Source organism: Bradyrhizobium sp. ma5, assembly GCF_042258955.1.
In the GTDB taxonomy this organism is placed as follows: Bacteria; Pseudomonadota; Alphaproteobacteria; order Rhizobiales; family Xanthobacteraceae; genus Bradyrhizobium.
Map to the genome: position 1 here is coordinate 7,320,864 of NZ_CP170156.1, position 26,576 is coordinate 7,347,439.

Here is a 26,576-nt window from a genome sequence, read left to right on the forward strand (position 1 = left end):
GGCGTCGCTAGACCCAGCCGCCGTCGACGATATGGCTCTGGTTGGTGCAGGCACCGCTGTCGTCGGCGGCGAAAAACAGGACGACACGGGCGATGTCGTCAGGCACGAGCTTGCGCTTCAGGCATTGGCGCTGCATCAGTTCGGCCACACCTTCGGGCGTCAGCCACAGATCCTGCTGCCGCCGGGTCATGATCCATCCGGGCAGGATGGAGTTGACCCGCACGTTGTGCGGCCCGAGATCGCGGGCCAGCGCGCGGGTCAGGCCCTGCACCGCTGATTTGGCCGTGGTGTAGCAGGGCATGTTGCCCTGACCGATCACCCAGCTCACCGAGCCGATGTTGACGATCGAACCGCCGCCTGCCTGTTTCATGTCGGGTGCGACCGCCTGGGCGCTGAAGAACTGGTGCTTCAGGTTGACGGCGATCCGCTCGTCCCAGAATTCCGGCGTCACGTCCTCGATCGCGTGACGGTCGTCGCGCGCAGCATTGTTGACCAGGATGGTGATCGGCCCGAGCGCCTCGCGGATGCCGGCAACCGCGCGTCGCAGCGCGGCGATGTCACGCAGATCGGCGTGCTCGAAGTGCACGCGGGCATGCGCCCCCAAATCGGACAGCAGCTGCTCCGAGGACGTCATATCGATATCGATGAATCCGACCCGCGCGCCCTGGCTGATGAACTGGCGGACGATGGCCTCGCCGATGCCGGAACCACCACCGGTTACCAGGACGGTCCGGTCCTTGAGGCTTGGATAGATGGCACCCTGCATTGGCATTCTCTCGCTTTGGCGCCTGAAGCGCGTCGGTTGCGTTGCTGCGGCTCAAGGCAAAAGCCACGGCTCCCGAGGTTCACTCGGTCGTCTCCATGTGGTTTCGGTCCACGACCCGCAGCGTCCGCCGCACCATGCCGTCGACAATCGTCGCCGACTCGCTTGGACGAACATGGATCGCGGTGGACTTGAGAAGCCATGGCAACACGGCCTGCTCGAGCCGCTCCTCATAGGCACTGCGCATCATGTCAAACGCCTCCAGGCCGGGACCTGCAAGGATCACATGGTGCGGGCGCAAGACCGAGATCGTTGTGGCCACCGCCTCGGCAAGCGCGTAGCCAGCCTGCCGGAATAGCTGTTCGAGACGGGGATCGCCGGCGCGTGCCCGCGCGCGCAACAGAGCCATCTGCGCCTCGGATGGTTGCTGCGACACCGCCGGCGGCAGATCGAGAAAGGTGCGGGCGTCGCGGTAGAGCGCATAGTCGGCGAGATGGGCCTCGATGCAGCCGCGCTGACCGCAGCGGCATTGCGGACCGTTCGGCGTCAACTTGACGTGGCCGATCTCGCTGCCCGCGCCGGCACCCCAGCGCGCTTCACCATCGACAACGATGCCCATGCCGATGCCGTGACCGACCATGAGCGTGGCCGTGAGGCCCTGCGCCAGCGCCGGCTCGGCCGCCACGAGGGCCAGCGCCACCGCGACCGCGTCGTTCGCCATCACGACTTCGACGCCGAATGCCTCGCGGACCGGCGTCGCCAGATCGACGTCGGTGATCGACAGCGCCGGGCTCCACAGATGCCGGCCGGCGTCGGCATCGACGATGCCCTGCAGCGCAATCCCGATTCCCAGCAGCCGATGCCGCGGCGTGGCCGTCTCATCGAGCATGGCCTCGATCTGCGCGATCACGAGATCGCACAACGCGCCTGCATCGAGCCCACGCGTCGTGAGCTCGAGCCGCGATTGCGCCAGGGCAGCGCCGCTGAAGTCGGCGATCAAGGTCTCGATCAGGTTCATGCGGAGCGAGATGGCAATGATGCGGCCAAACTCGGGGTTCAGGGTCAGCAGGACCGCCGGCCGGCCGCGGCGGCGGCCGCTCAGCCCATCCGCATCCTCGTCGTCGGCATCGTCCGGCAACGACGTCGCGGCATCCGTCTCGGCTTCGCACAGCAGGTCTTCCGCCATCAGCTTCGACGTGATGGCCGAAATGGCCGGGAAGCTCAGCCCGGTGCTGCGGGCAAGTTCGACGCGCGGCAATGGCCCCTGACGCCGCAAGACTTCGACGAGACGGCCGCGGTTCGATCCGCGGGCCAGACTTGAAGCACGTCTCAGCGGTTCGGACTGCTCATTCATGCCGGCTTTTTTAATTCGCTTGATGAAATTATTCAACGGATACAACTCAGATGTTGGCCAAAAAGCGCCGATAGCGGCGGAAATACATCACCTTCTCACTATTATTGCGTGAAGTCCTAGACATAAACATCCTTGACTGGACATTTTGTCGCGCTAATTTATTAGTTACGTGAATAAAATAAGGCGTGAAAAGCGCCGGGCGTGAAATCCCCTCACCGGGGGTGTCGACAGGGAGGTGCATATGAATGACTCAATGAAAAGATTGATCGTACCGCTGTTGGCGGGCGCAGCTTCGCTCGCGATGGTAACGGGGATAGCACAGGCGCAGCAGAAAAAGACCATCGCGCTGGTGACCAATGTTGCCGCCGACTTCTGGACCATCGCGGGCCGCGGGCTTGAGAAGGCGCAGAAAGAGCACCCGGAATACAATATCGAGCTGATCGTCACCAACGAAGGCACCGCGGCCGGCCAGCGGCGCGAGCTGGACGACCTCTTGGTGCGCGGCGTCGCCGGCATCTCGATCTCGGTCGACGATGCGCCGCATGCAACCGAAGAACTCAACAAGGTCGCGGCCAAGACCGTGCTGATCACCACGGACAGCGACGCGCCGCAGAGCAACCGTCTCGCCTATATCGGCACCGACAACGTCGCGGCCGGGCGACAGGCCGGCGAGGAGATCAAGAAGGCGCTGCCGAACGGCGGCAAGATCGCGCTGTTCGTCGGAACGATGGATGCCGACAACGCCCGCGAGCGCGTACAGGGCATCAAGGAATCGATCGCCGGCACCAAGGTCGAGCTGGTCGACGTGTTCACCGACCAGGTGGACTTTGCCAAGGCCAAGGCGAACATGGAGAACGTGCTCGTCAAATACCCTGATATCGCACTGCTCTCCGGGCTGTGGAGCTACGAGACCCCGCTGATCTATGATGCGGTGAAGGCTGCGGGCAAGGCCGGCAAGGTGAAGATCGTCGGCTTCGACGAGGACCAGCGGACGCTGCGGGGCATTTCCGACGGCACGATCGAATCCACGGTCGTGCAGCAGCCCTACGAGTTCGGGTATCTCTCCGCCACCAACATCATCAAGACGCTGAACGGCGACAAATCCTGGATTCCGAAGGACAGCAAGCTGATCGTGCCGACCAAGGTGATCACCAAGACCAACGTCGCGGAGTTCGCCGGGCAATTGAAGGAACTGCTGAAAAAGTAGCTTCAGTCGGCTTCACCGCCCGGCCGCCGCTGGCCGCCGGGCGGGCTGCAGGAGGACATGTCGAATGGCGGAAACGCTGCTCGAACTCAGCGGAATCAGCAAGACCTATCCCGGAGTCAGGGCGCTCGACGACGTCAATTTGCGCGTCTGCCGTGGCGAGGTGCTGGGCCTGATCGGCGAGAACGGCGCCGGCAAGTCGACGCTGATGCGCGTGCTGGCCGGCGTGATCGCGCCGAGCGCGGGCGTGATCCGCATCGGCGGCAACGAGCACGCTCGGATGACGGTGAACGAGGCGACCCTCGCCGGCATCGCCTTTGTGCACCAGGAGCTGAACCTGTTCGAGAATCTCGACGTCGCGGCCAATGTCTTCATCGGGCGCGAGAAGCTCGCCGGCGGCCCGCTGAAGCTCGTCGACAATGCGGAGATGCGCGCCCGCGTGACGCCGCTGCTGGAACGGCTGGGCGCCGATTTCACGCCGAACACGCTGGTCGACAATTTGTCGATCGCCGAGCGCCAGATGGTGGAGATCGCCAAGGCACTCTCGATCGACGCCCGCGTGATCATCATGGACGAGCCGACCTCCAGCCTGACCATTTCGGAGACGGAGCGGCTGCTCGAGGTGATTGCCGACCTGAAAGCGCACGGCATCTCGGTGATCTACATCTCTCACCGGCTCGGCGAGATCATGAGCTGCGCCGACCGCGTCGTGGTGCTGCGCGACGGGCGCACCGTCGGCGAATTGACGCGCGGCGAGCTGAGCCATGCCGCAATGATCCGCCTGATGATCGGCCGCGACCTGAAGGCGCTGTACACGCCGCCGGCGCACACGCCGCAGCCGGGCGGCTGCGATATCGCCGGCGTTGTGACGACGGCCTTTCCCGACCGGCAGATCGACCTTTCGGTGCGGCGCGGCGAGATCCTCGGCCTCGCCGGGCTCGTCGGCGCGGGCCGCACCTCGCTTGCCCGCGCGGTGTTCGGCGTCGACCCGCTGCTGGGTGGCGAGATCAGGATCGACAACACGCCGGTCGGCATCGCCTCGCCGCGCGATGCGATCAGGCAAGGGATTTACCTCGTACCGGAGGACCGCAAGAAATCCGGACTGGTGCTGGAGCTGCCGATCCGGGAGAACGTGACGCTCGCGAGCCTGCTGGATCACGCACGGATGTGGCTGGTCAACGGCGGATCCGAGCGCAAGATCGCGAAGGAACAAGCGAGGCGCCTGTCGATCAAGGCGCCGAGCATCGACATCGAAGCGGTGACGCTCTCCGGCGGCAACCAGCAGAAGGTGGTGCTCGGCAAGTGGCTCTCGATGCAGCCGCGCGTGATGTTCTTCGACGAGCCGACCCGCGGCATCGACGTCGGCGCGAAGAGCGAGATCTACGCCCTGATGCGCAGCCTCGCCGACCAGGGCGTCGCCATCGTGATGATCTCATCCGACATGGAAGAGGTCATCGGCGTCTCCGACCGGGTCGCGGTGATGCATGAAGGCAGCGTCAGCGGCGTCCTCGAGCGCGACCAGTTCAGCGAATACAACGTGTTGAGGCTGGCGGTCGGCCAGGCGCTCGAAACCCTGGAGATCGCTGCGCCATGATGAAGAAGGAACTCGGCCTGCTCTTGCTGCTGGCGGTGATCTCCGCCATCACCGGCGCGATCAATCCGGCCTTCCTGTCGTTCGTGAACCTGCTGAACATGGCCAATTTGATCGGCCTGTTCGGCGTGTTCGCGCTGGGCGAAGGATTGGTCATCATCACCGGAGGCATCGATCTTTCGCTCGGCTCGATGTTCGCGCTGCTTGGCGTCGTCTTCATCGACCTGCTGACGACATATCAGGTGCCCTGGCCCTTCGCACTGATGCTGGTCCTGATGGGCGGGCTGGCGCTGGGCGGCATCCAGGGTTTCCTGATCACCCGGCTGAAGATGCAGCCCTTCATCGTGACGCTGTGTGGGCTGCTGATCTATCGCGGCGCCGCGCGCTACTACACCAGCGATTCGACCCGCGGCTTCGGCTACGGCGACGAGGCCAGCACGCTGGGCAACATCGCCTCCGGCAATATCGCGGGCATTCCGAACACCTTCATCTTCCTGATCATCCTTGCGGTGGTCCTCGGCGTGCTGCTGCATCGTTCGGTCTACGGACGCTGGCTCTATGCCGTGGGCAAGAACGAGGAGGCGGCGCGCTACTCCGGCATCAGGACGAATCTCGTGATCGCGACCGCCTATGTCATCAGCGGCGGCCTCGCCGGCGTTTCGACCGTGATGTTCGTCTTCTACACCAACTCGGTCTCGCCGAGCTCCTTCGGCAATTTCTACGAACTCTATGCGATTGCAGCGGCCGTCCTCGGCGGCTGCAGCCTGCGCGGCGGCGAAGGCTCGATTCTCGGCATCGTGCTGGGGACGGCGCTGCTGCAGGTGCTGCAAAACCTCGTGAACATCCTCGGCATTCCGAACTCGCTGAACTTCGCGGTGATGGGAACCGTGATCCTGATCGGCGTGCTGGCGGATCAGCAATTGCAGGCGCGTCGGCGACGCAAGGCGGCGCTCGCCGGCCTCGCCCGCACGGCACCGCGATCAAAGGAAACCACAATCCTGCAAAACGCATCTCCGCGCGGCGCCGCAGCGTTGCCGACGAGCGCGGGCGATCAGGCTTAACTCGATGACGAAGAACCGGGATCGGGAATATGACCGCGGCGACTTGGGTAGAGGGACAGGGGAAGAGTTCGATGCGCAAGACTGATCAAGCATCCGACGTTCGCGTCCATGCCGGCGCTGTGGGCCGAGCCCGTCCGCGGGCAGACCTCACCACCGTCCTGAATGGCTTTGGTGCGCGTGGATTTTCTATCTCAAGTTGACGGGTCGCTACACTGACGGGGGCGCGTTCCAGGCTGAAGGGCTTTGGGCCGGAACGCGACACAAGAATGGACAAAGCCGGGGACGCTGGGAGTGCAGAAAATGTCACTTTGGTCTGTAAACACCGCGCGTGCATGCGGCGTGGGGATCGCTCTGTTATCGTTGTTCAACGGCGGCGCGCATGCAGCCGATCTCTTAACGAAGGCTCCGCCTGTGCCTTACACGGAGACCGATGATTTCTGGACGCGACCGTATCTGTTCGGTGATCTCGGCAGGACGCAGCTGAAGGAGCGGGGTATCTCGCTGGCACTGACGCTGGGTGATGAAGCCGTCACCAACCTGTCAGGCGGCAACAGGAACACCGGCGCCAACGCCGGACAGCTATTCTTTCAAGCCAAGTTCGACATGGCAAAGCTTGCCGGGATCCAGGGCGGCACGGTCGGCCTCACGCTGGTTGACCGCTTCGGCCACAACCTGAATGACGAGGCAGGCATTCCGGCGCTGCAGCTGACCAACGAAGTGTTCGGCCGCGGCAGCATTCTTCGCCTCACCGAACTATACTATTCGCAGAAGCTGTTCGACGATCGCCTTGAACTCAAGGGCGGCCGTCTGCCGGTCGGCTCCGACTTCTTCTTCGGCCTGTGCGAGTTCATCAACCTGACGTTCTGCGGCGGTCAGCCCGGCAACATCCAGGGTGGCTACATCTACAACTGGCCGGTGAGCCAATGGGCAGGTGTCGCACACTACAACTTCACCAAGGAATGGCAGCTTTCGGTCGGCGTCTACGACGCCAATCCGAACTATCTGACGACGTCGGACTCCGCGACCTACTTCCTGCCTGGCGTCCCCGGCTCGAGCCGGGCCTCCGGCGTGCTGGTGCCGGTCGAGGTGGTCTGGGCGCCGGGCGGTCCGCTGAACGGGACCTGGCGCTTCGGCGGCTGGTATGACAGCGCGTCGACGATCGACGGTGGCCTCCCCGGTATCATCGCGATCGCGCCCGGCATCGGCGGCGTCTCGGACCAGAATCTGGGCGATCAACGCGGCCGCTATGGCATCTATGAATCGATCCTGCAGCGGCTGACCGTTGAAGGTGCAAAGGCACAGGGTTGGTACATGTTCCTCAATACGACCGTCGCCGATCACCGGACGTCGTATCAGGATTACCAGGTCGCCCTGGGCTTCAGGCACACCGGAACGTTCTCCTGGCGCCCGGAAGACGAAGTCGGTTTCGCGGTGGGCACGACCCACGTGAATTCGGCTGCGCTCACCCTGAATGCGGGCGGAAACGAAGTTCCGATCGAAGCCTGGTACGGGTGGCAGGCGACTGGCTGGATGAACCTCAAGTTCGACGCCCAGTACGTGATCAATCCCGGCGGGCGCGGCTACAATGCCGCCGGCATCAAGACCGAGAATGCCTGGGTTCTTGGTCTGCGCACGCTGGTGCACTTCTGATCGGGAGGGGTTGCCAGCATGTCTGAGCGAAACCAGCCATGGTAACCCCTCACGACGCCGGGCTCGCGGTCCTTGAGTTGAAGGGCATCGGCAAGGAGTTCGGCGCCATTCGCGCGTTGCATGGCGTCGACCTGCGCGTTTCTCCCGGCGAGGTGGTCGGCCTGACGGGAGACAACGGCGCCGGCAAGTCGACGCTGGTCAAGATCATCGCCGGCAACTTCCCGCCAAGCCACGGCGAGATCCGCTTTGATGGCAAGCCGGTTCATTTCGCCCGGCCGATCGATGCCCGCGCGATCGGTATCGAAGTGGTCTATCAGGACCTCGCGCTCGCCGACAATCTCACGGCGGCGGCCAATGTCTTCCTCGGCCGTGAGCTCAAGCGCAAGCTTGGTCCGTTCGCATTGCTCGACCACAAGGCGATGGCAGCCCGCGCGCTGGAGCTGTTCGGCGAGTTGCGTTCGGAGACCCGGCCGCACGATCTCGTCAGGCAGATGTCGGGCGGCCAGCGTCAGGCGGTCGCGATCGCACGGACGCGGCTCTCCAATGCCAAGCTCGTGATGATGGACGAGCCGACGGCCGCGATCTCGGTCCGCCAGGTCGAGCAGGTGCTGGGCCTGATCCACCGCCTGAAGGAACAGGGCGTCGCGGTGATGCTGATCTCGCACCGCATGCCCGACGTGTTCGCGGTCTGCGACCGCGTGGTCGTCATGCGCCGCGGCGAGAAACGCGCCGACAAGGCGATCGGCGACACCAGCCCCGAGGAAGTCACCTCCCTCATCACGGGAGCGAAGGAGGCTGCGTGATGGCCACGCCCCTGGAAACTCCCATCACCTTCACCAATGTCGGCAAGGCCAAATGGTGGCAGAGCGGCTTCTTCGCCTCGCAGACCGGCTACGTCCTGCTCGCGCTGGTAGCACTGTTCGTGGTGATGAACTTCGCCAGCCCCTATTTCCTCACCGAGGGCAACATACAGAATGTGGCGAAGAACTTTTCCTTCATCGCCATCGCCACGCTCGGCGTAACCTTCGTCATCATCACGGGCGGCATCGACCTCTCGGTCGGCTCGGTGATGTGCTTCTCCGCGATGATCACCTCGATGGTCATGACTCACATCTCGACACCGGGCATGCCCGGCGCAGACTGGTTCGTGCATCTGGCCGGCGACGGCAAGACCGTGATCGCCAATCTGCCCGGATTGATCCTGCTGGTCTCGATCCTGGCAGGACTCGGCGTCGCGCTGATCGTCGGCCTCGTCAATGGCTTCTGCATCGCGGTGCTCGGGCTATCGCCTTTCGTCACCACGCTCGGCATGCTCTCGATCGTGCGCGGCCTCGGCTACGTCGTCTCCAACGGCCGCGGCAGCTTTCCCAGCGGCCCTGACGCGGGCTATTTCTACACGCTGACGTCGGGCGTCCTATTCGGCATGCCCGCGCCGTTCATCTACCTCGTCGTTCTCGCGGTGGCGATGGCGGTCGTGCTGCACCACACGAGTTTTGGTCGCCACGTCTTTGCCATCGGCGGCAATGAGAAGGCGGCTGCGCTGACCGGCATTTCGGTCGTGCGGGTGAAGATCGAGATCTACGTGATCTGCGCGCTCGCAGCAGGCCTGCAAGGCATCATCATCTGCGGCTGGCTGGGATCGGCGCCGGCAAACATGGCGACGTCCTACGAACTCAACGTCATTGCGGCCGCCGTGATTGGTGGCGCCAATCTCGCCGGCGGCGCCGGCGGCCCGCTCGGCGCGATCGTCGGCTGCGTGCTGCTCGAGGTGATCCGCAACGGCCTCGTGCTCGCGCAGGTCAACTCCTACTGGCAGCAGACTTTGGTGGGCGTGATCATCATCGCAGCGGTGCTGGTCGATCGCCTCCGCTCGCGCATGGCCTGAAGCGTTCGTCCCCGGAGGATCACCAATGTCCGCCTATCCGCCTCCGGGAGCCGCTGATTTCAAGGAATAGGCACAATAAAAATGTGGAGGGAAGCAATGAGGAAGACACTTCTTGCCGCCGCGGTCCTCGCCATGATGGCGACGCCCGGCTTTGCCCAGAGCTACAAGTTCGTGATCGTGCCCAAGGCGATGAACAATCCGTTCTTCGATTTCGCGCGCGACGGCTGCCAGAAGCGCGCCAAGGAGCTCGGCAACATCGAATGCATCTACAAGGGTCCTGTCGAGCACGAGCCGGCGACGCAAGCGCAGATCATCCAGGATTTCATCACCCAGAAGGTGGACGGCCTCGCCATCTCGGTCGCCGACGTTGCCGCGATGACCAAGTCGATCGAGGCGGCGACGGCGGCCGGCATCGCCGTCATCACGTTCGACTCCGATGCGCCAGATTCGAAACGGATTGCCTATATCGGCACCGACAACAAGGAGTTCGGCGTCGCGCTCGGCAAGCAGTTGCTGACGCTCCGGCCCAATGGCGGCAAATACGCGATGATCTCCGGCGGACCGGGAGCGGCCAACCTCGCCGAACGCGTCGATGGCGTCCGCGAAGCGCTCAAGGGCTCGAAGTGGACCGAAGTCGCGGGATCGCCGACCTTCTGCAACGACGACCCTGCGCTGGGCGTTCAGCAGATGACCGATCTGCGCACCGCAACTCCCGACCTTGCTGCGATCATCCCGGTCGGCGGCTGGCCGATGTTCGCGCCGGAAGGCTTCAAGGCATTCGCCAGCAAGAGCAAGAAGGAGATCGACGCAGGCAAGTTCACGCTCGTCGTGGCCGACACCCTCAGGATGCAGCTTGAGCTTCTGAACGAGGGTTATGCCAATGGACTGATCGGCCAGCGCCCGTTCGAGATGGGCGAGAAAGCGATGGATACGCTGCTTGCCATCAAGAAGGGCCAGAAGGTGCCGGAGATCATCCACACCGGTCTCGACGTCGTGACCAAGGACAACGTTGCGGCGATGCTGAAGTAGCAGCCCGGCGGCCGCGTCGCCTATTCGCGGAAAACTGCGGCTCGGCGCACAAACGGTGCCCTTGGTAACGGGAAGGCTACCGCGCCTTTCCCCACACCAACCAAACCTACGGTATCTGCTGGTGTACGTTCTCGAGCGTTGAGCGCGGCAGCCTTCCGACCTACAACCACCGAATAGATGAACTACAAAGCGCAGAACCCGCAGAAGGGATTTCTCCGGCGATCGCTTTCTTCAAAATGCCCGCGGCTTGCGTAGAAGATTCTTTCATCTAGCATTGATGCAGACATTTCATTTGAACGAGAGTTCTGCACATGACCGACATCCAAACGCTTTCGGCGGTCGCGCCTCGCCGCCTCGATGCGATTGATCGCAAGATCTTGCGGGTTCTCCAGGAAGACGCATCGCTCTCGGTCGCCGAGATCGGCGAGCGCGTTGGACTTTCCTCGACCCCTTGCTGGAAGCGCGTGCAGCGTCTGGAGAACGAGGGGGTCATCACCGGCAAGGTCGCCCTCGTCGACCAGAACAAGATCGGTCTGGGTCTGTCGGTCTTCGTGTCCGTCGAGAGCGACGACCACTCCGACACGTGGCTGAGGAGATTTGCGTCGGTCGTCAGCGCGATGCCCGAGGTGATCGAGTTCTACCGCATGGCCGGCGACATCGACTATGTCCTGCGTGTGGTCGTCGCTGATATGCAGAGCTATGACCTGTTCTACAAGAAGCTGATCGGCGCGATTGCACTGAAGAATGTAACCTCACGCTTCGCAATGGAAAAGATCAAGTCGGTGACCGCCCTGCCTGTCCCGGCACTCGCACCAGTGTAATCAAACGTGGCGTACGATTGACGCTCAGATCGGCGCACTTCACGCGATAGGAGAGTTCGGGCCACGCGAGCGCAACTCTCGCCAGGCCGCGCTTCGCTTGCCTCGTCGGGCCAATCGATGCATCGTCATCATCCGGATCCTCAAAGGGACTATCGATGCGCTTGCTCCTGTGGGCCCTCCTGCTGCTGTTTCCCGTGCAGGCTTCCGCCGCGCCGCTTTGGCAAACCCTTCCGCCGACGCCGCCCGCTGTCTCCGGTGAGCGCAGCGGCCATGCCAAGGTCAACGGCATCAGCCTGTACTACGCAACCATCGGCCACGGACCGCCGGTCGTCCTGCTCCATGGCGGACTTTCCAATTCGGACTACTGGGGTCATCAGGTCAAGGCGCTCGCCCGGCAGCACATGGTGATCGTCGTGGACAGCCGTGGCCACGGCCGCAGCACACGTGACGACCGCCCCTATGGATACGACCTGATGGCCGATGACATCGACGCGCTTCTCGATGCGTTGCATATCGTCAAGGCCGACGTCGTCGGCTGGAGCGACGGTGCCATTCTCGGGCTCGATATCGCACTCCGTCATTCAGGCCGTGTCGGAAAGGTCTTCGCGTTCGCTGCCAACACGGTCACGTCGGGTGTCCAGGAGGGCGTGGAGAAAGCCCCTGTGTTCGCGCGCTTCATCGAGCGAGCCCGCGGCGAGTACGCCAAATTGTCCGCCACACCGAAGGATTACGACGCCTTCGTCTCGCAGATCACCAAGATGTGGGAGACCGAACCGAATTGGACTGATGATCAGCTACGTTCGATCAAGGCGACGGTCCTGGTGGTGGATGGCGATCATGATGAGGCGATCAAGCGCGCTCACACCGAATATATCGCCGCCACCATCCCGAACGCCGGGCTGCTGATCCTGCCCAACGTCAGTCATTTCGCCTTCCTGCAGGATCCCGCATTGTTCAATGCGGCCCTTCTGCATTTCATCGATGGCAACTGACAGACCGACCGTCGGGGGCACAAAATCGCTAGAAATCGTGGACGAGCGTACCAATTCGCGGCCTTGGTAGCGGGAGAGCGCTACCGCCTTTCCCCACACTCGGCGGATCTACGGTATTAGCTTCAATCTTCCGCATAGCGCCCTGACTAAGCTCTGACCATGGGCCTACACAGCCGCTGATTAGGACGCGTATGATTTCGCTGCAAAATCAACGCTCATTCCGATAACTGGGCCGCCCAACCCGGATTGAACCCACACTGGGTTTTCCGTTTGTCGGAATGGAGCAGCAGCGAATTTGAACCAAAAGGCGGCTGTTTGGACGCTCAGCTCGAGAGGATGAGGGGCGGTCAGGAGGCCGCCCGGCCTCTCCCCACACGGAGGGAATCTGCGGTAGCATCCGGAATCTTTCGCCTAAAGTCTCGCCTCTGCCCATTGCGACTGGCGGAATCAAGAACCTGCTTGATTATCCAATGATTTCAACGCGCTTAGACAAAACGCCAAATTTGCCTCTTTAAAATCAACAGCTTGGTTGAGTTTCAGATGAGTAGCATCATCGTTGAACGGACAGACACAAAAACTCGACGCCCCAATCCCTCATGGTGAAGCGGCAGATCGTCTGTGAGAACGGTGAGGCGCAATAGACGATATGCCCAAATCGAACGGACCGAGCGCGGATTTTGTCAGTGGGTGGCTGCAACAGCTAGAGCTGTCCAGCTACCTACAGGCGTTCCTCGACAACGACATCGGTGCTGGCGATTTGGCACATCTGACATCGACGGATCTTGTCGAACTCGGAGTTACGTCGGTTGGTCATCGCCGCAGGCTACTCGATGCGATCGCAAGGCTTGCGGTGGAGGTGCAGCGACCTGAGCCGAAGAAGAAGCCTACCCCGCGCGTCCCCGCGGCCCTACTGCGGCCACTTGCGATCGCCGAACGACGGCAAGTGACGACGCTGTTCTGTGACCTCGTCGGCTACACCAGAATTTCCTCTGATTTCGACCCCGAGATCGTGTTGGAGCTCCTCACCAGCTACAAGGACACTTGCGCCACTTTGATCGAGAGCTATGGCGGACACGTGCTGCGCTATGTCGGGGACGGCGTGCTCGCGACCTTCGGTTATCCGCGTGCACACGAGGACGATGCGGCGCGTGCCGTCACCACCGGGCTGATGCTCGCCGAGGGGATCGGCAAGCTGGTCACACCGAACGGAGATCGACTAGAAGCTCGGATCGGGATTGCGACCGGGTTGGTAGTCGTCGGAGACCTGATCGGGGATGCCGCCGTTGAGCGGGACTCGCTGGTCGGCCAGGCACCCAACCTTGCCGCACGGCTGCAAGGCGAAGCTTTGGCCGGCGAAGTACTTATCGCGGAAACGACCGCAAAACTCATCGGCGGACAATTCCGCCTGCACAATCTCGGCCCGCGAAGCCTGAAGGGCTTCGACGCGCCGCTCAACGCCTACCGCGTACTCGGCGAGCACTGGGGAGCGACCCGCTTCGAAGCCGTGCACGGCGCGATCAACCTGCCGATGATCAGTCGCGAGGATGAGGTCTCCCGACTCGTTGACTTCGCCGCCACTGCTCTGCTCGGCCAAGGCCAGATCGTCGTCATCACTGGCGAGGCCGGCATCGGCAAGTCCCGGCTAATCGAGGAGATGCACCGCCGGCTTGAGATCAGGCCGGAACAACGTGTGGTGCTGCAATGCTCGCCGATCCACACAAACCGGCCATTTCATCCGATCGCCCGCTATTTCGACTACATGACCAGCGTCGAGGCGCCCGATGCCGATGTGCGCCAGTTGGACAAGCTCGACAAACTGCTGCGCGGCCTCGGCCAGGCAACGCCCGAACGGCTGGCGCTGATCGCCGAGCTGTTGCGGCGCGAGAGCAGCGACCGCAAGCTGTTGCTGCGGCTTGCGCCCACGGAAATCCGCGCGCGCACCATCGCGGCGCTGCTTGATATCGTTGAGGCGATCTCGCACGACAGTCCCATTATCGTCATCGAGGACGTGCACTGGGCGGATCCCTCAACCAACGAATGGCTGGAACAGCTGGCCGGCATGATCTGCAGTCTCCCGGTACTGTTGGTTGCGACCATGCGTCAGGAGCGGATCCCGCAATGGGCAGAGCGTTCGGGCGCGAGCATGATGCAGTTGGTGCGGCTGCAGCCCGACGAGATCCGGAGGATTGTTAACTGCATTGCAGCCGAGCGCAGAATGCCAACGAGTGTAGTCGATGCGATTGTGGCGCGCTCGGACGGCATTCCGATCTTTGCCGAGGAATTGGCCCGCAGCCTCCAGGCAATGGAGGACGCGTCCCCCGGCACGACGAATGCGACTGACATTCCGGTCACGCTGAACGAAATCCTGCTGGCGCGGCTCGATCTGCTCGAGAATGGCCGCGAGACCGCACAGCTTGCAGCCGCGATCGGGCGCGATATCCCGCGCGATCTCTTGATCGCTGTGTCACCTTTCGGCGCGGACGTTACGCGGGCGAGCATTGAGCGGCTGGTCGGAAGTGGCATTTTCGTCATGCGCCCCAGCGGCTTTGGCGATGCCGTCGATTTCCGCCACGCGTTGCTCCGCGACGCCGCCTATCATCTGCTGCTGCGGCGCGACCGGGTGCGCGTCCACAAGCTAATTGCCAACACGATCGAGGCGGAATTTCCCGCGATTGCCGACAGCATGCCGCACGTGCTGGCGCACCAGTTCGCGGAAGCCGGCGACCATTCCGCCGCCATCATCTATCTGGAAAGGGCGGGCCGCGATGCCGCGCGGCGTTCGGCAGCCATGGAGGCGGTCGCACATTTCACGGCGGCGCTGGAGCAGACCTCAAAACTCCCAGCTGGCCGCGAGCGTGACGTCCGCGAATTCGACTTGCGCCTCGGCATTCTGGGACCGCTCATCGCAGCACGAGGCTACGGCGCACGCGAGGTCGAGCGGCAAATCGCGCATGCCGTCGAACTGTCGGCGCGCATTGGCGGCGGCGATCGCATCGTTCCGGCGCTGTTCCTGAACTGGATTGCCCGCTTCAACGAGACCGATGTGCGGCTCGAAGTAGCGCGCCAAATCGCGCAAATAGCAGCGCATGGTAGCACGCTGGATAGGCTGATCGCGCATCGCTGCATGGGCACGACCTTGCTGTTCCGCGGCGAGTTCGCAGCAGCGATCGCCGAATTCGACCAATTTCAAGGAATGTTCGATCCCGAATTGCACAACGATGCGCTGAACAGGATCGGCGCCACGGTTCATGCCGTCATCATCAAGGTCGGGCTTGCCGAAGCCTGGACTATGCTTGGCGACGCTGAACGGGCCGGCATGTGGCGAAAGGCTGCGCTCGACGACGCCGAAGCGAGCGGTCACTACCAAACGATCTGCCATACAACCGCTTTCGCCGGCGGCCTGCTCGCCGCGTTGATGGAGGACGCCGACAATCTTGCCTTCCACGCCACGCGGTTGCGGGACCTGACGCTCCAGCATGACCTGCCTTACTGGCGGCCACACGCCGATCTGCTGGCGGGCGTAGCCGAGATTCGTCGGGGGATGGTCGAAAAGGGGTTCCGTCTGGCGCAGCACGGCATGGAACGAATGATCGCCGAGCGTTTGCCCTCGCTGTCGGCGTGGTGCGTGGTGTTTGCCGGCGGTTGTGTCAGGGCAAACCGTCCGCAGGACGGACTGGCGGCGCTCGCGGGCATCGCCGAGGAGATCGATACCGGCGAGCGCTGGACCGCTGGCGAGTTTCACCGGTTGCGCGGCCTGTTACGGCTGCAGTCCGACGACAGCACGGGCGGACTTGACGACCTCGCCGAAGCACAGCGGATCGCCGCTCAGCAAGGTTCGGTGCTGGTTCAACGCCGCATCATGGCTGACCGCGAGCGGCTGGCGAAAGACGGGTGAGCTTGCGCCTGATCTGCCGCAAGCAGGTGCCTCTCACCGGGGTAAGCTTTTCGCGCGCCGTCTGGCGCAAGAACAATGGCCGGCGTTGCTGGTGACCTCAGCATCTCGGAGCAAGCGCTGCGTGTGGTTTGCAAAAGGCATAGGATCCCGATGCCAAGGCGCGGACACTTGAACCACAAGAACGCGAAGGATCGTCCGCCGAAGCCGAAACTGCCGCCACTGAGGCGTGAACAACCCGTCGATATCGGATCGCGCTGACTTGGCGACGCGCGACGAGTCCATCGCATTCTCATTTTATTATGTCTGCCAATACCTTAGCCGCCTTTTTCTGAGCAAAATTCGGCGAAAGGCTGCGGTTTTTCGGAAGCTTTGCCGTTCATTGCGTTGGTCAGGAGCCATTCGTGTGGATCCGAATTTTAGCGGTTGGAGTAATTGGCCTGGTCGGAATGGGTGCGGTTGCAGCACTCGGGAGAAATCCTGCGCCAGAGCCTCGCGCCGATGACTATCCAGTCGCTGAGACCGCCGGGAAAGCCGATCGGCTTCCGCTCATCGCCGAACAAGAAACAGTCATGAGCGCAGTGAAGGTTCCGCCTGCGCAGCCCGCCTCGCCTCCGCTTCCCGCCTCGATCGCTTTGGTAGCGCCACCGTCGCCTCAAGTAGCAAAACCGGAACCGGCTCCGCCCATCATCCCTCGACACTGGCACGATCCGACGGATCCTAAACTTAAGTCACGAAAACAGGCGGTGACCGGCAAGCAGTATCAAACCCTCCAGCACGAAGGCCCGAGACGAACTGTCGAAGCAAAAAACTGCAGCGGGAACGGACTGGACAGCCTGCTACAGTCGATCAGGCTAAAGCCACGCTGCGAATAGCGGCTCGCCCCGGGCGTGACGCCTTTATGAGGTGCAGCAACGGCCCCAGCATTGCGGTTGCTGGAGCCGTCATTCTGTCTGGTGGGGGCGCTGGCGCCAGTAAACAGGCCGCCTCGGTTCAGCACTGCACCGGTACATCCGCGGCAGCTGGAACTGTGTCCGACGTCGTAGCGTTCCTGCCGGGGTCTGGCGCATCCGGCTTGCGCCATCCAGTGAGGATGGCATTCCAAATCGGGGCCGCCGCCAATCCGTCATCGCCTACTGGCGACGTGCACGGACGAATTTGAGCTCGGCTGCGGCGGTCCCATGGTAGCCCAAACGGCAGTGGCAATGGCCAATGCAGCCAGCACGGTCTTTGTCGCGATCTTCTCGCGCCTCATGCCTAAAAGCCCTCCGACCTTTGTGCTGCGCATCTTTAGAAACTTGCCCGTGAATGTTCATCACCCGATAGGGTGAATTCTCACAATCAACTGACGGCGTTCACTCGAGCGGAAGAGAAAGCGCCGTAGTCGACTTTTGCTCACAACCTGTTCGTCCCCTGAGTGGTAACTTAGCAGCAGCCACCTCGGTCGTCCGGCCTATGAATTGGGCCAGGTTGGCGTCCGACGACCACTCCACATAACCAACGAGCGCAGAGCCAAGCGCCGCTACGATAAGCACTCCGCACATCGAAGCTGCGGCCGTTCCCGACCAGTTTTCGTTGCTGAATAATGGCATCGCGATTCTCCGACACCGGGGTTGCCACGGTAGATAGATCGACACGCGATTTTCGATTGTGATCGGCCTCACATCTCACGCGCACTTGATGCCGTGACACAGCTACCGGTGGCGGGGCGTAAGCGGACAGCGACCGCTGCGGGGAACGCCAGGGTCGCCAAGACCCTCCCGGACGGGGCAACCCGATCGCGGAAGCATATGCATGACTTTTTCCAGCTCGGCGGCTTAGTTTAAGTGGGCCGCCCGATAACCTCCGCGTGAACGAAACATCGTTCCTGACCGATCGAAGTGAGCGCGAAACAATCCGCGCTCACCGTTCCTGTGCGTTGTTCCTTTGACCTGACAATTTTTGGGGTAAAGCAATGAAGCGAGAGACAGGTATTCAATTTCAGGATCTCGATCAGGTTTTGCGAAACGCACAACTTCGACGGTCCGCTGATCTCGGTCGCTGGATTCGACAATACTCCCGTGAACGACGGCTTGCCCGCCAGCAGCAGGAGACGGAGCGCGCCGCCCGAATGCGAAATCAATTGGCAGGGAGCACGAAGCCGGCCTGAAACAATCCCGTCCTAACCTGCCCTTATTGAACGATTGTGGATTTGGTCATGTGGGTTTTTATCAACGTCCTCTATCGCAGCTTTTGCCTCGCACGCCTTCATGAGATGCGCCGATTGGCGCATTGAAGAAGACCGCGGAAGATGGAAGGCGAAAAACTCGAGACGAAGGCTGTGTTCGCCGGGCGAGCGATCGGCATGCCATATGGGTGGCTTTAGGACCGCCATCGCCGAGCACCAATTCGTCTGTGGGCAGCGTTGCGCCCTGAATCTCTGTGGCGGCTATATCAGCCCGGCCCGAAAATCATATAGAGCAGCATCGTGCCCACAACGGCTGTCCAGCCGATCGAAGTGGCTAGCGCCCACACCTGTATCGGCATTGGAGTGTTCCTCCTGTAATGAAAATCAAAAAATGAAGAGGCCGCTGGCCGCCGACAGCGGCCTCTTGGACCCGATCTCAAATGAACGTCTTGGAAATAGAAATTGCCGCCGAAGGTCCGACGTTCTTAAACGACGAATTTCCAGCCCCGTGAAGTCCGAACAGGTATATCCACAAAAGGAACTGTCGTGACGTTGCGGGGCCGACACAGTCCTGTGACCTTGGAGCTAGCGCGTCAGGCTGCTTCCTCCGCAAGAAGTCGGTCAAGGTGCCGGCAACCCCAACCCGACTGGCTGGCGGCCGTGGTGCTTCTATTCACAGTATAACGGAGTTCGCCAAACCGATGCCGGGTGCCTATATTTCTGACCATGCCCGTCACCCAAAACTCGCTCAAGATCCCGCCAGACCTCGCCCGCGAGTTTGCCGCGGATGGGCCTTCCATGCCGAGCGCGACCCTCTCAAGCGTGACGAGATCGCGGCCGATACCCGGCACTCCTCCTGCAACACATGCCAAAGGGCACGAAGCTCCGGCTCGCCGATGTCCTCAAGCTATTTGAATGCGATGATTAAGCCAGCACGCCATCCTCTTACTGTGGCAGTCGCAATTTGGCTCGTGCCTTACGTGCTCGCCGCGAACGCGAACGCACAAAGCTGCCTCACCGGCCCCATCAAAACGAAGGACGGTTCGTTGCAAACGTGGACTGTCGATAATCGCTGCGGCTCACCCGTAACGATGCGCTATTTTGTGAAGGGCTCTCTCGACAGCGTTGCAAGAATCGCGGTCGTCCCGGCCTGCAGTAAGCAACGAATCGTTCAAACCTTCGAGACAGATCAGATCGAGTTCCTGGACACGGCATACAATCCCGGCTGGGAGAAGGTCTGCCCACCACTGGACAAGGAAAATCGTTCCCAAAAGCGACCGGACAAATCGACCAACGATGCAGATCAAATCCATTTTCCAACCATAAGCCCCGCACCCTTGGCCGGTCCAAAGCCACTAGGCCCTGCGGGAGATAAGCCTGGTCCAAGAGGATGACGCGAGTATCGCCCCCTGTTGAGAATTGGCCGCTGTGTCCAAGGGAACTTACCATTCTGCCGATAGCTGCAGCCTGCGTTGGCCCGGTTGAGAGAATGAAATGAATTCGGTTAAAGCGTTGCTGTTGCCCTCCGTGCTTTTGCTCGGATGCGCCGATTTCGCGACTACTAACAAGATTCTGGAACTCGGCTTCAGCGAGGCCAATCCGTTTATGCAGATGGCCCAGACATGGTTAGGTGTCTGGTGGTCAGTCCCAAAATTGAGCTTTACGCTCCTCCTCATGGCGTTGCTTTGGCGCAGCAAGAACGCTTTCAACATTGCTCTGGTAGTAGCGTTTTGCTCGACCCCCGTAATCAACAACCGCCTCATCAACGCAGGCACGAACTGATTTCCGCTGAGGGGACGTGGCGCACCCACGAGCCTTTCATCAGGCCGGCGTCAACTCTCCGATGCTCGGCATGAATTGTGCTGTTGTTTGGCTGCCGGGAATTTCAATGTCCCGGTTTGGGAATAAACGGTCACTCGGTGTGTGTTTTTGAGACCGGGGCCGCCATTTTGGGAGGTATCGTTGCATTACACAGCGCTTCAACAAAACAGGTTCCTCGTGCGGAGAGGAAGCAGTGACGACTGGATGGTTTATGATCGAGAGCTGAGGGGGCCAGCGCAGCCAAGGAAAAATGGCCCGTTCGCCGAGAGGCTGACCAAGGAACAAGCCGAACAACTAAAGCAGATGCTGACCGACAGTCTGCGCGGAGCCGAGGCGATATAGTCATATTGGATACTGGTCCGTAGCAAAAGCAGAAACGGACCCCGAACAGACGACAGTTTTGTAACTACTAAGGCTTATGAACAGAATTGGGCATGGCGAACGCGGCGCGGCTAGAAAGCGGCGACGCGATGGAGGAACTAAGGTCAGTCTGAAAATTCGACTTTGACTGCTGGACCTTAACGCGCGTGCCCTTCCGCGCTTACCAGGAACGATCGAGCAACACCTCGAAATGCCGGCGCGAGTGCAAAGGGGGTCAAGCACCTATCCCGCACATCCGCGTCCAGCCCGATGATCGCGTCTTGAAGACGGCTTTTCCGATCGCGACATCCAGTTGATCGGGGTCAAGCTCGAGACGATGCGTCAATTCTCTAAAGGTTTCCGCACTACCGAGGGCAACACGCCTTCATCCGCAGTCAACGCCTGTGGCGTCGATCATCCGAGCAATAGAGCGCCCCCGCCGACGACGAAGAACACTATCGCCAAGCCTATGAGGCTGTACTCAACGCCATCCACCTCGATCGACCTTTCGAACGAGTGACCCGATGGGCCCCAGCTCAGGGGGTGAGCTGGGGCTACCGGGGCTAGGAAGCTGTGGCGGCACAGCCTCCGCGCACAACGTTACGGCTTTCCCGAACTTCATCCACAAGGAACCGCGATTGCTGCGGCGCGCTACTACCATTGCCCCACGCACACGGTCACATACTTCTCATACAGCGCACCGGCGCGGGTTACGGCGCTGCCGTTTAGCTCATTTTGATCAAACCCATTTGCACAATTCGCATAACGCTAACAGAACTGCTGGGGCCTGTTACTGGTCGCCCCGCCAGCGCACCCGGGATAGCCTCGCTCAGCCGGTCAAAAATGCCTTGGTCGCCAGAAGGCGGAGAAGAGCGTGGAGGATCCGTTCGAAAGCCGAAGGACCCGAAAGCAATGCCGGTAATCCCTGCCACCGGGGAGGAGCGTGACGTTTGGGTGCGCGCCCCTTGGGATGTAGCGAAGGCGTTGCAGCGGCCGCTGTCGAATGACGCCGTCCAGATCCTCGCCCGCGGCGACACGAAGGAAGACGTCTCGGTATCGTCATGACGCAACTGGGCCGAGCGCAGCTTTGAGATCGAGCATTGCACGAAATGGTACGCTCGCCTTTCCTACAAGCGCCGTTCCGTCGAGTGTGGCCGAACCATCGCCGTAGGTTCCTGTAAAGCCGCAGGTGACTTCGCGGCCACCGAACAGAAAATTGACACCGATCGCATCGGTGTGCTGGACCGTTGTCAGTTCGCCGCGCCATTTTCCGTTTTTGAACGTGTATGTCCCAGAGTAATAGAAATTGCTATCGCCGCCCATGATGCGGCCGTCGAGTAGAACTATGACGCCGCTAGCATGCGCGTTCGATCCGAACTGCATGATGATCCGGATCGAATACAAGCCATTCCTGACATCCGACATCCGGCGTCCTCCCCGCGACCAAAATAACGTCGTCTGACTACAGGGGCGATGACTTCTATCGTCGCATCGAGCGGATTACAGAACTGTCTCGATCAAACCCAACGTCATCGCCTCCTGCGCCTCCAAATACCAGTTTGACGGCGCCTTCTGCATGACCTCGTCGATCGTCACGTTCGATCCCAGGATGAGATTCTGAAAGCCCTCGTTCTGCATAGCGATCGAGCATTCGATTTCGTTGAGCGTTGCTCTTACAACTGCGATGCACGTCGTTAAAGGGCCATCGATCACCAAGCTCTTCGAAAGCTTGCGTTCGTGAATCATCAGACGCGTGCCGCGCGCGAGGTATCGGTTCGGCCGCGCGAAGAAGCTCATGAATGTAACGCCAGCCGAATAAATCATAGCCTTACCAAGGAAGACAAAGCGCCGTTGCGGCTCCGTCTCGCTCGCGAACCGCACGTCCTCCCCCATCATTCGGGCGACCTCTGGATCCCCACCTAAGGTCGACAGTTCGATGACAACAAGGTCTTTATCGGCCGCGTTGTCGAACTGCGTTCGAAAAGCGGTGTACATGTTATAGTCAACGACGCCAGAAAGGCTGATCGCCGGCGACTTAAAGGCAGTGGTCGGAAGCATTGCGAGTTCCATCTAACAACCCCATCACGGCTTTGGCCTCTGACCACATGCAGATGCCGTGCCGGACGGGATTAGCCTTCGGGGTCGCCATACAGCGCCCGATCGCGCCAGGCGACTGATTGCAATATTCGATAGGCGATCTGCGATGGATCGCCACAACTATCCGTCAAATACTCCGCTTACGTCCGACTTTTCAATCCCTGCGTCGATATCATCCGATCGGTTGCAATCGCAGCGCATTGCGGCGCCGCGCTGGCAGCCGTTGGGTCACCCGTCCACGCGAGATGCGGATGGTTCTCGCACACCCAGCCAAGGCCGTGCGCGCCGCCACTGCTTCGTCAATCCGTCTGTTCATTGGACCTCTCCTGCCTCTTAAACCGAGAGGAACTTCAGGCGTTCCTTCGGTTATGCGCCCCATCATGAGACCTTCGGAGAAAGACTGCCGCGACAGGCTCCGTACCAGGCAGACAATGCATGATTGGAACGAATATCCGTGAAGAAAGTCGATCTTCTGCACTTTATCGAAAGAGCAAACGATGACAAACGAGCCGGTGCAAGACACTGGTGGCCCAAGCACGATCAATAAGGCCACAGAGGCCGTTCAGGCCGTGACGAATACCGTCAGGGATACCACTCGGACCTTAGCCAACGCGATCGAAAGCGGGCGGCAGCCGGGTCGACCGCTCGACCGACTGGCGCATTGGGCGCGCGAGGCTCCTTTGCAAGCGCTTAGCGTTGCATTCCTCTTCGGCGTCCTGTTCGGCCGCCGGCGCGGCTGAGGGCAAAGTAGGAAATTATGACAAAGGCTAGTCGCTGAAGACACCCCCTGCGCAACCTCGAATTGCACGAGAAATGTTGCGTCTGTGGCCGGACCAACTGTAGCCCGGAACCTACTGGACTTGCATCGATCGCGGCACCATCTCAGAGAAATGGTTGTGGGTTGGTACGAGGGCATGAAGGATGGCGGGGCGATACGTTGGTCGCCGCTGTCTCAACTGCAGTTGACGATCGCTGAAATCCCACCGCAACGCTTGGCAGGCAGTCACGATCGCTGTATCGGCGACCCCGCCGCCGGAAGATCAGCGCGATCTCGTTCGACGCGTCGTTCGTAGTGGGCCGCCAGCTGCAACAGCCGCAGCTTGATGAGAGGATCGGCCTGTTCAGCTAGCGCACGAACAGTCCGCGCTCTTTCCTTGCAAAACTCGTCGTCCATAGCGTCCCGCCAAAATCACCGCGGGATACTGCCAGTCAAACTGTCGGGCTGACTGTGACGTAGGTTACATTGCTGTCGTACTTTCCCCGGAATTCACCGCGTCGTGATAGTCGGCTCGGTAGCGAATGCAACGCCAACCCATGGGCCTTTTCGCCAAACGACGTTGCACGCGTAGGTCTTGCTAGGCGGAACGATAAGCGTGAATTGGTCAGGAAGGGGCGACGGCGGATCATCCACCTTCAGCGCCGCGCCGTTCTCTGTGATGTTGCCAACGACACAAGACAGTGACAGGTCACCAACCCTGATCAACGCATTGTCCAACGATGGATTACGCACAGACTTTCGTCTGTCAGGACGACCTATCATCTCCGAGTCCATCAATAACTAATGCAAATTAGACCGATGCTGCGCGAGAAGGATTGCGTTTCTGCTAACGATCATAGTGCTGGGCTAAAGCTGGCGACGCGGCTTCACGCCGTCTGCCGATTTGATCGGCCTTTGCCGCGACGACGCCGCGTTCGTTGACGACGGTTTCGAGGAGGGTCAGACAGTTTCGGCGCATCCGTCGCTCCCGGCACGGCGGCTTCGGTCGTTGGCGGATCGTCCACTGACCGAAGCGGCGACCTTCGAACGGCGACGGCGGTTTCGAGCGCAGCGAGGAATAGCCGCCCCTCCTCCGTGATCTCCCAACCCGCGTCATCGCGCACAACGAACTTGGCCAAGAATATGTTCAGGTCCGGCGCATGCTCGGCCAACCGCTTCATGCGATCGGTCCAGTCCTTGCCGCTATTCATCAGGATTGCAACAGCCTGCCGCAGGTCGGCAACGGAGGCTCGCCCGGCGGACTGGCCGGCCAGCACTTTCAAGACGGTCAGTTGGAAGGACACTTCCACGTCTCCGGTCTGGCTGGCCGTGCAGTATGACGGAGATTCGTTAATCGCCAGTCAAGAACCCGGTGCGCGAAAGCTTCGCGATGAAAGCCGATGATGACTGCCGTTACCTGGATTTCGGCGTGTACGTATAAATCCGGGACGACCGCTTCGAGAGGTACGCGGACAGGGTGGTCCTGCCGCAGAGGCGACCACGCCTCATTGCACCGCCGGCGTAGAGGTGGGACAGTTTTTGCTATCTACGAGACACATTTCCAAGAGAGCTTCGTGATGCGCGAGGCTGCACCAAATGTCCGCACCTCGTTCATTTGCACATTCCCGTCGCCGGTCGCCACCCAGCATCTCGGACAGCTTTGCTTCTCGCCCGCATCGCTCACCCAGAGAGCTTTTTTTGGCGCGGCGTAATGCTCGCGTTGGAGAACCGATGTCCATGCTATCGACGAGCCAAACATACTCCTAGCAGGAATGCGAGAGCGAGTGATTGAAGCGGAGCCGCTCTCGTCGCTTCAGTCATATGGCGGAGCCACCGGTCCTGCTGCGGTAGAGGTTCGAACGCGGCGTCTTCAGCCATTCGACGGATCGCTTCCGAGGCCTGATCTATTCGTTGTTCAGGCGTAGCAGTATGTGCAATGGGGTTTCCATCTGTCATGTACGCTTCCTCGCGGCCGGTCAAAGCGCTGGCCATTGTCCGTCATCACACGCACCAACGGACATCTCGCAGGAGCGCCAACGTGCCGTGAACGCTGACTGTTCCTGTCGTTCGGGGTTCGCTCCCGGATATTTGCCTTAGGCCGATTCCGAGCCCGCAGTTGGGGCCGTCCGTAACTTGGAAAAACGGACGGCCCCTGCCGGCCACTTCCAATTGCCCTGCCTCAAAACAGAAGCGATAGCCGACCAACCAGAAACGTAAATGAGGCTGCCCCAGTTTCGCGCCGCAACGCGGCCATTCGTTTTCATCTGACCCATTTGAGTTAAGGCCGCTTCCGTTCGCCCAAGGCCTGGAAGCCAAGAGGCTTCAGATACACCGACGTTGAGCCCGCACCTCAACTCTCTCTGCCTGGCCAGTATTTCGCCTTGGTGGCGATCCAACGCTCCGCATCGGCTTTCGTATCGAAGTCTCCGATGTGAGAATCCGGGCCATTGCCAGTCTTGACCGCCACAAACCAGCGACCATCCTTCGCCTTTTCAGGCTGAAAATAAGGCGTCTTGATCGTCATGCCGATGAGTATGCGACGCTGACCGTCAACATTCCAGAGCGCTGCGGCTGCGCGCAAGCATAGTCTATTTGGAACATGATCTTATGGCACGAACTGTATGACCCAAACGGACTATCAGGTCGCAAGCACACAACGTGCATGAAATTGGCCAGCTCCGTACTCGCACGGATACAACAAAAATGCATTTCAGGCACATCATGGATGGCTCGGCGAATAGCGTTTGGGGGACTTCGCTATGCCAACGATGTCCAGGCAAGAGACAGAAGCGCTCGCATGCAAATGTGAGGTTTGCGGTCGCCACATGGCCTTGTTGGCCGAGCTACCGTCCGTTGGCAAGTATGAAGCCGTCCACGTATTTCGTTGCTATGGCTGCAATTCGGTGAGGTCAGAGCATGACGTTCGGCGCTAGTTCGAAATGCTACGCCGATTGCGGATAGCGGCGCCAGGGCGCAATCGAATCGCCCTACTGCAATTCTGCCTCCGCTGACGCGACCGATCTCTTCGCCAGGTTGCGGTGGTGGTAACCATACCGCCGCACGTCGTCGCGAATGCTGCGGCTGACGGACCGCACGAGACGCTTCCGTTTGCGCCATCGCCCGGAGATCGCC

Annotated in this window: 19 protein-coding genes; 12 read left to right on the plus strand and 7 right to left on the minus strand. The window is 61.0% G+C overall.

Features of this window, described 5'->3' with window-relative positions; genetic code table 11:
• Positions 1-7: 7 nt before the first annotated feature.
• Both ACE103_RS34545 and ACE103_RS34550 read right to left on the minus strand, forming a co-directional pair.
• Positions 8-766 carry an SDR family NAD(P)-dependent oxidoreductase gene (locus ACE103_RS34545; protein WP_375776662.1) on the minus strand — a complete coding sequence of 253 codons (759 nt, stop codon included), beginning with the start codon at positions 764-766 and terminating at the stop codon, positions 8-10.
• 79 nt (positions 767-845) lie between these two features.
• On the minus strand, positions 846-2,117 hold the full coding sequence (locus ACE103_RS34550; RefSeq protein WP_223969638.1) for an ROK family protein: 1,272 nt from the start codon (positions 2,115-2,117) through the stop codon (positions 846-848).
• Between the two features lie 241 nt (positions 2,118-2,358).
• On the opposite strand from ACE103_RS34550, the gene ACE103_RS34555 reads away from it, so the two are divergent.
• The 12 genes from ACE103_RS34555 to ACE103_RS34610 all read left to right on the plus strand — a co-directional run bounded on the left by ACE103_RS34555 (position 2,359) and on the right by ACE103_RS34610 (position 20,191).
• Complete coding sequence (locus tag ACE103_RS34555; RefSeq protein WP_375776663.1) at positions 2,359-3,324, plus strand: sugar-binding protein; 966 nt, start codon at positions 2,359-2,361, stop codon at positions 3,322-3,324.
• 64 nt (positions 3,325-3,388) lie between these two features.
• A complete protein-coding gene (locus tag ACE103_RS34560) occupies positions 3,389-4,915 on the plus strand; it encodes a sugar ABC transporter ATP-binding protein (protein WP_375776664.1) in 1,527 nt (508 codons plus the stop codon).
• Positions 4,912-5,973, plus strand: a complete 1,062-nt coding sequence (locus ACE103_RS34565) for an ABC transporter permease (RefSeq protein ID WP_375776665.1) — start codon at positions 4,912-4,914, stop codon at positions 5,971-5,973. The genes ACE103_RS34560 and ACE103_RS34565 overlap by 4 nt, the downstream gene beginning before the upstream one ends.
• Before the next feature lie 300 nt (positions 5,974-6,273).
• On the plus strand, positions 6,274-7,623 hold the full coding sequence (locus ACE103_RS34570) for a carbohydrate porin (protein WP_375776666.1): 1,350 nt from the start codon (positions 6,274-6,276) through the stop codon (positions 7,621-7,623).
• A 38-nt stretch (positions 7,624-7,661) separates the two neighbouring features.
• Entirely contained in the window at positions 7,662-8,426 is a 765-nt protein-coding gene (locus tag ACE103_RS34575) for an ATP-binding cassette domain-containing protein (RefSeq protein WP_375776667.1), read from the plus strand.
• A complete protein-coding gene (locus tag ACE103_RS34580; protein ID WP_375776668.1) occupies positions 8,426-9,508 on the plus strand; it encodes an ABC transporter permease in 1,083 nt (360 codons plus the stop codon). Before ACE103_RS34575 ends, ACE103_RS34580 begins: the two co-directional genes overlap by 1 nt.
• A gap of 96 nt (positions 9,509-9,604) precedes the next feature.
• Positions 9,605-10,537, plus strand: coding sequence for a sugar-binding protein (locus ACE103_RS34585; RefSeq protein WP_375776669.1), 933 nt, complete (start codon positions 9,605-9,607; stop codon positions 10,535-10,537).
• A 311-nt stretch (positions 10,538-10,848) separates the two neighbouring features.
• Entirely contained in the window at positions 10,849-11,358 is a 510-nt protein-coding gene (locus ACE103_RS34590; RefSeq protein WP_375776670.1) for an Lrp/AsnC family transcriptional regulator, read from the plus strand.
• Positions 11,359-11,513: 155 nt separating this feature from the next.
• Positions 11,514-12,350, plus strand: coding sequence for an alpha/beta fold hydrolase (locus tag ACE103_RS34595; RefSeq protein ID WP_375776671.1), 837 nt, complete (start codon positions 11,514-11,516; stop codon positions 12,348-12,350).
• 646 nt (positions 12,351-12,996) lie between these two features.
• Positions 12,997-16,245 (plus strand): adenylate/guanylate cyclase domain-containing protein, encoded by a 3,249-nt coding sequence (locus ACE103_RS34600; RefSeq protein ID WP_375776672.1) that lies wholly within the window; start codon positions 12,997-12,999, stop codon positions 16,243-16,245.
• 3,060 nt (positions 16,246-19,305) lie between these two features.
• On the plus strand, positions 19,306-19,803 hold the full coding sequence (locus ACE103_RS34605; protein ID WP_375776673.1) for a hypothetical protein: 498 nt from the start codon (positions 19,306-19,308) through the stop codon (positions 19,801-19,803).
• A 100-nt stretch (positions 19,804-19,903) separates the two neighbouring features.
• A complete protein-coding gene (locus ACE103_RS34610) occupies positions 19,904-20,191 on the plus strand; it encodes a DUF5658 family protein (RefSeq protein ID WP_375776674.1) in 288 nt (95 codons plus the stop codon).
• Between the two features lie 1,458 nt (positions 20,192-21,649).
• Here ACE103_RS34610 and ACE103_RS34615 read toward each other — a convergent pair.
• The 5 genes from ACE103_RS34615 to ACE103_RS34635 all read right to left on the minus strand — a co-directional run bounded on the left by ACE103_RS34615 (position 21,650) and on the right by ACE103_RS34635 (position 25,968).
• Positions 21,650-22,015: a GrlR family regulatory protein gene (locus ACE103_RS34615; protein ID WP_375776675.1), complete on the minus strand. Its 366-nt coding sequence runs from the start codon at positions 22,013-22,015 to the stop codon at positions 21,650-21,652.
• Between the two features lie 75 nt (positions 22,016-22,090).
• Positions 22,091-22,660, minus strand: coding sequence for a peptidase S14 (locus ACE103_RS34620; RefSeq protein ID WP_375776676.1), 570 nt, complete (start codon positions 22,658-22,660; stop codon positions 22,091-22,093).
• Positions 22,661-23,954: 1,294 nt separating this feature from the next.
• The gene (locus ACE103_RS34625; protein WP_375776677.1) at positions 23,955-24,239 is read right to left on the minus strand and encodes a PilZ domain-containing protein; all 285 of its coding nucleotides are present in this window, start codon (positions 24,237-24,239) and stop codon (positions 23,955-23,957) included.
• Between the two features lie 92 nt (positions 24,240-24,331).
• Positions 24,332-24,748, minus strand: coding sequence for a hypothetical protein (locus ACE103_RS34630; protein WP_375776678.1), 417 nt, complete (start codon positions 24,746-24,748; stop codon positions 24,332-24,334).
• 1,046 nt (positions 24,749-25,794) lie between these two features.
• Positions 25,795-25,968: a hypothetical protein gene (locus tag ACE103_RS34635; protein ID WP_223968847.1), complete on the minus strand. Its 174-nt coding sequence runs from the start codon at positions 25,966-25,968 to the stop codon at positions 25,795-25,797.
• Positions 25,969-26,576 lie beyond the last annotated feature (608 nt).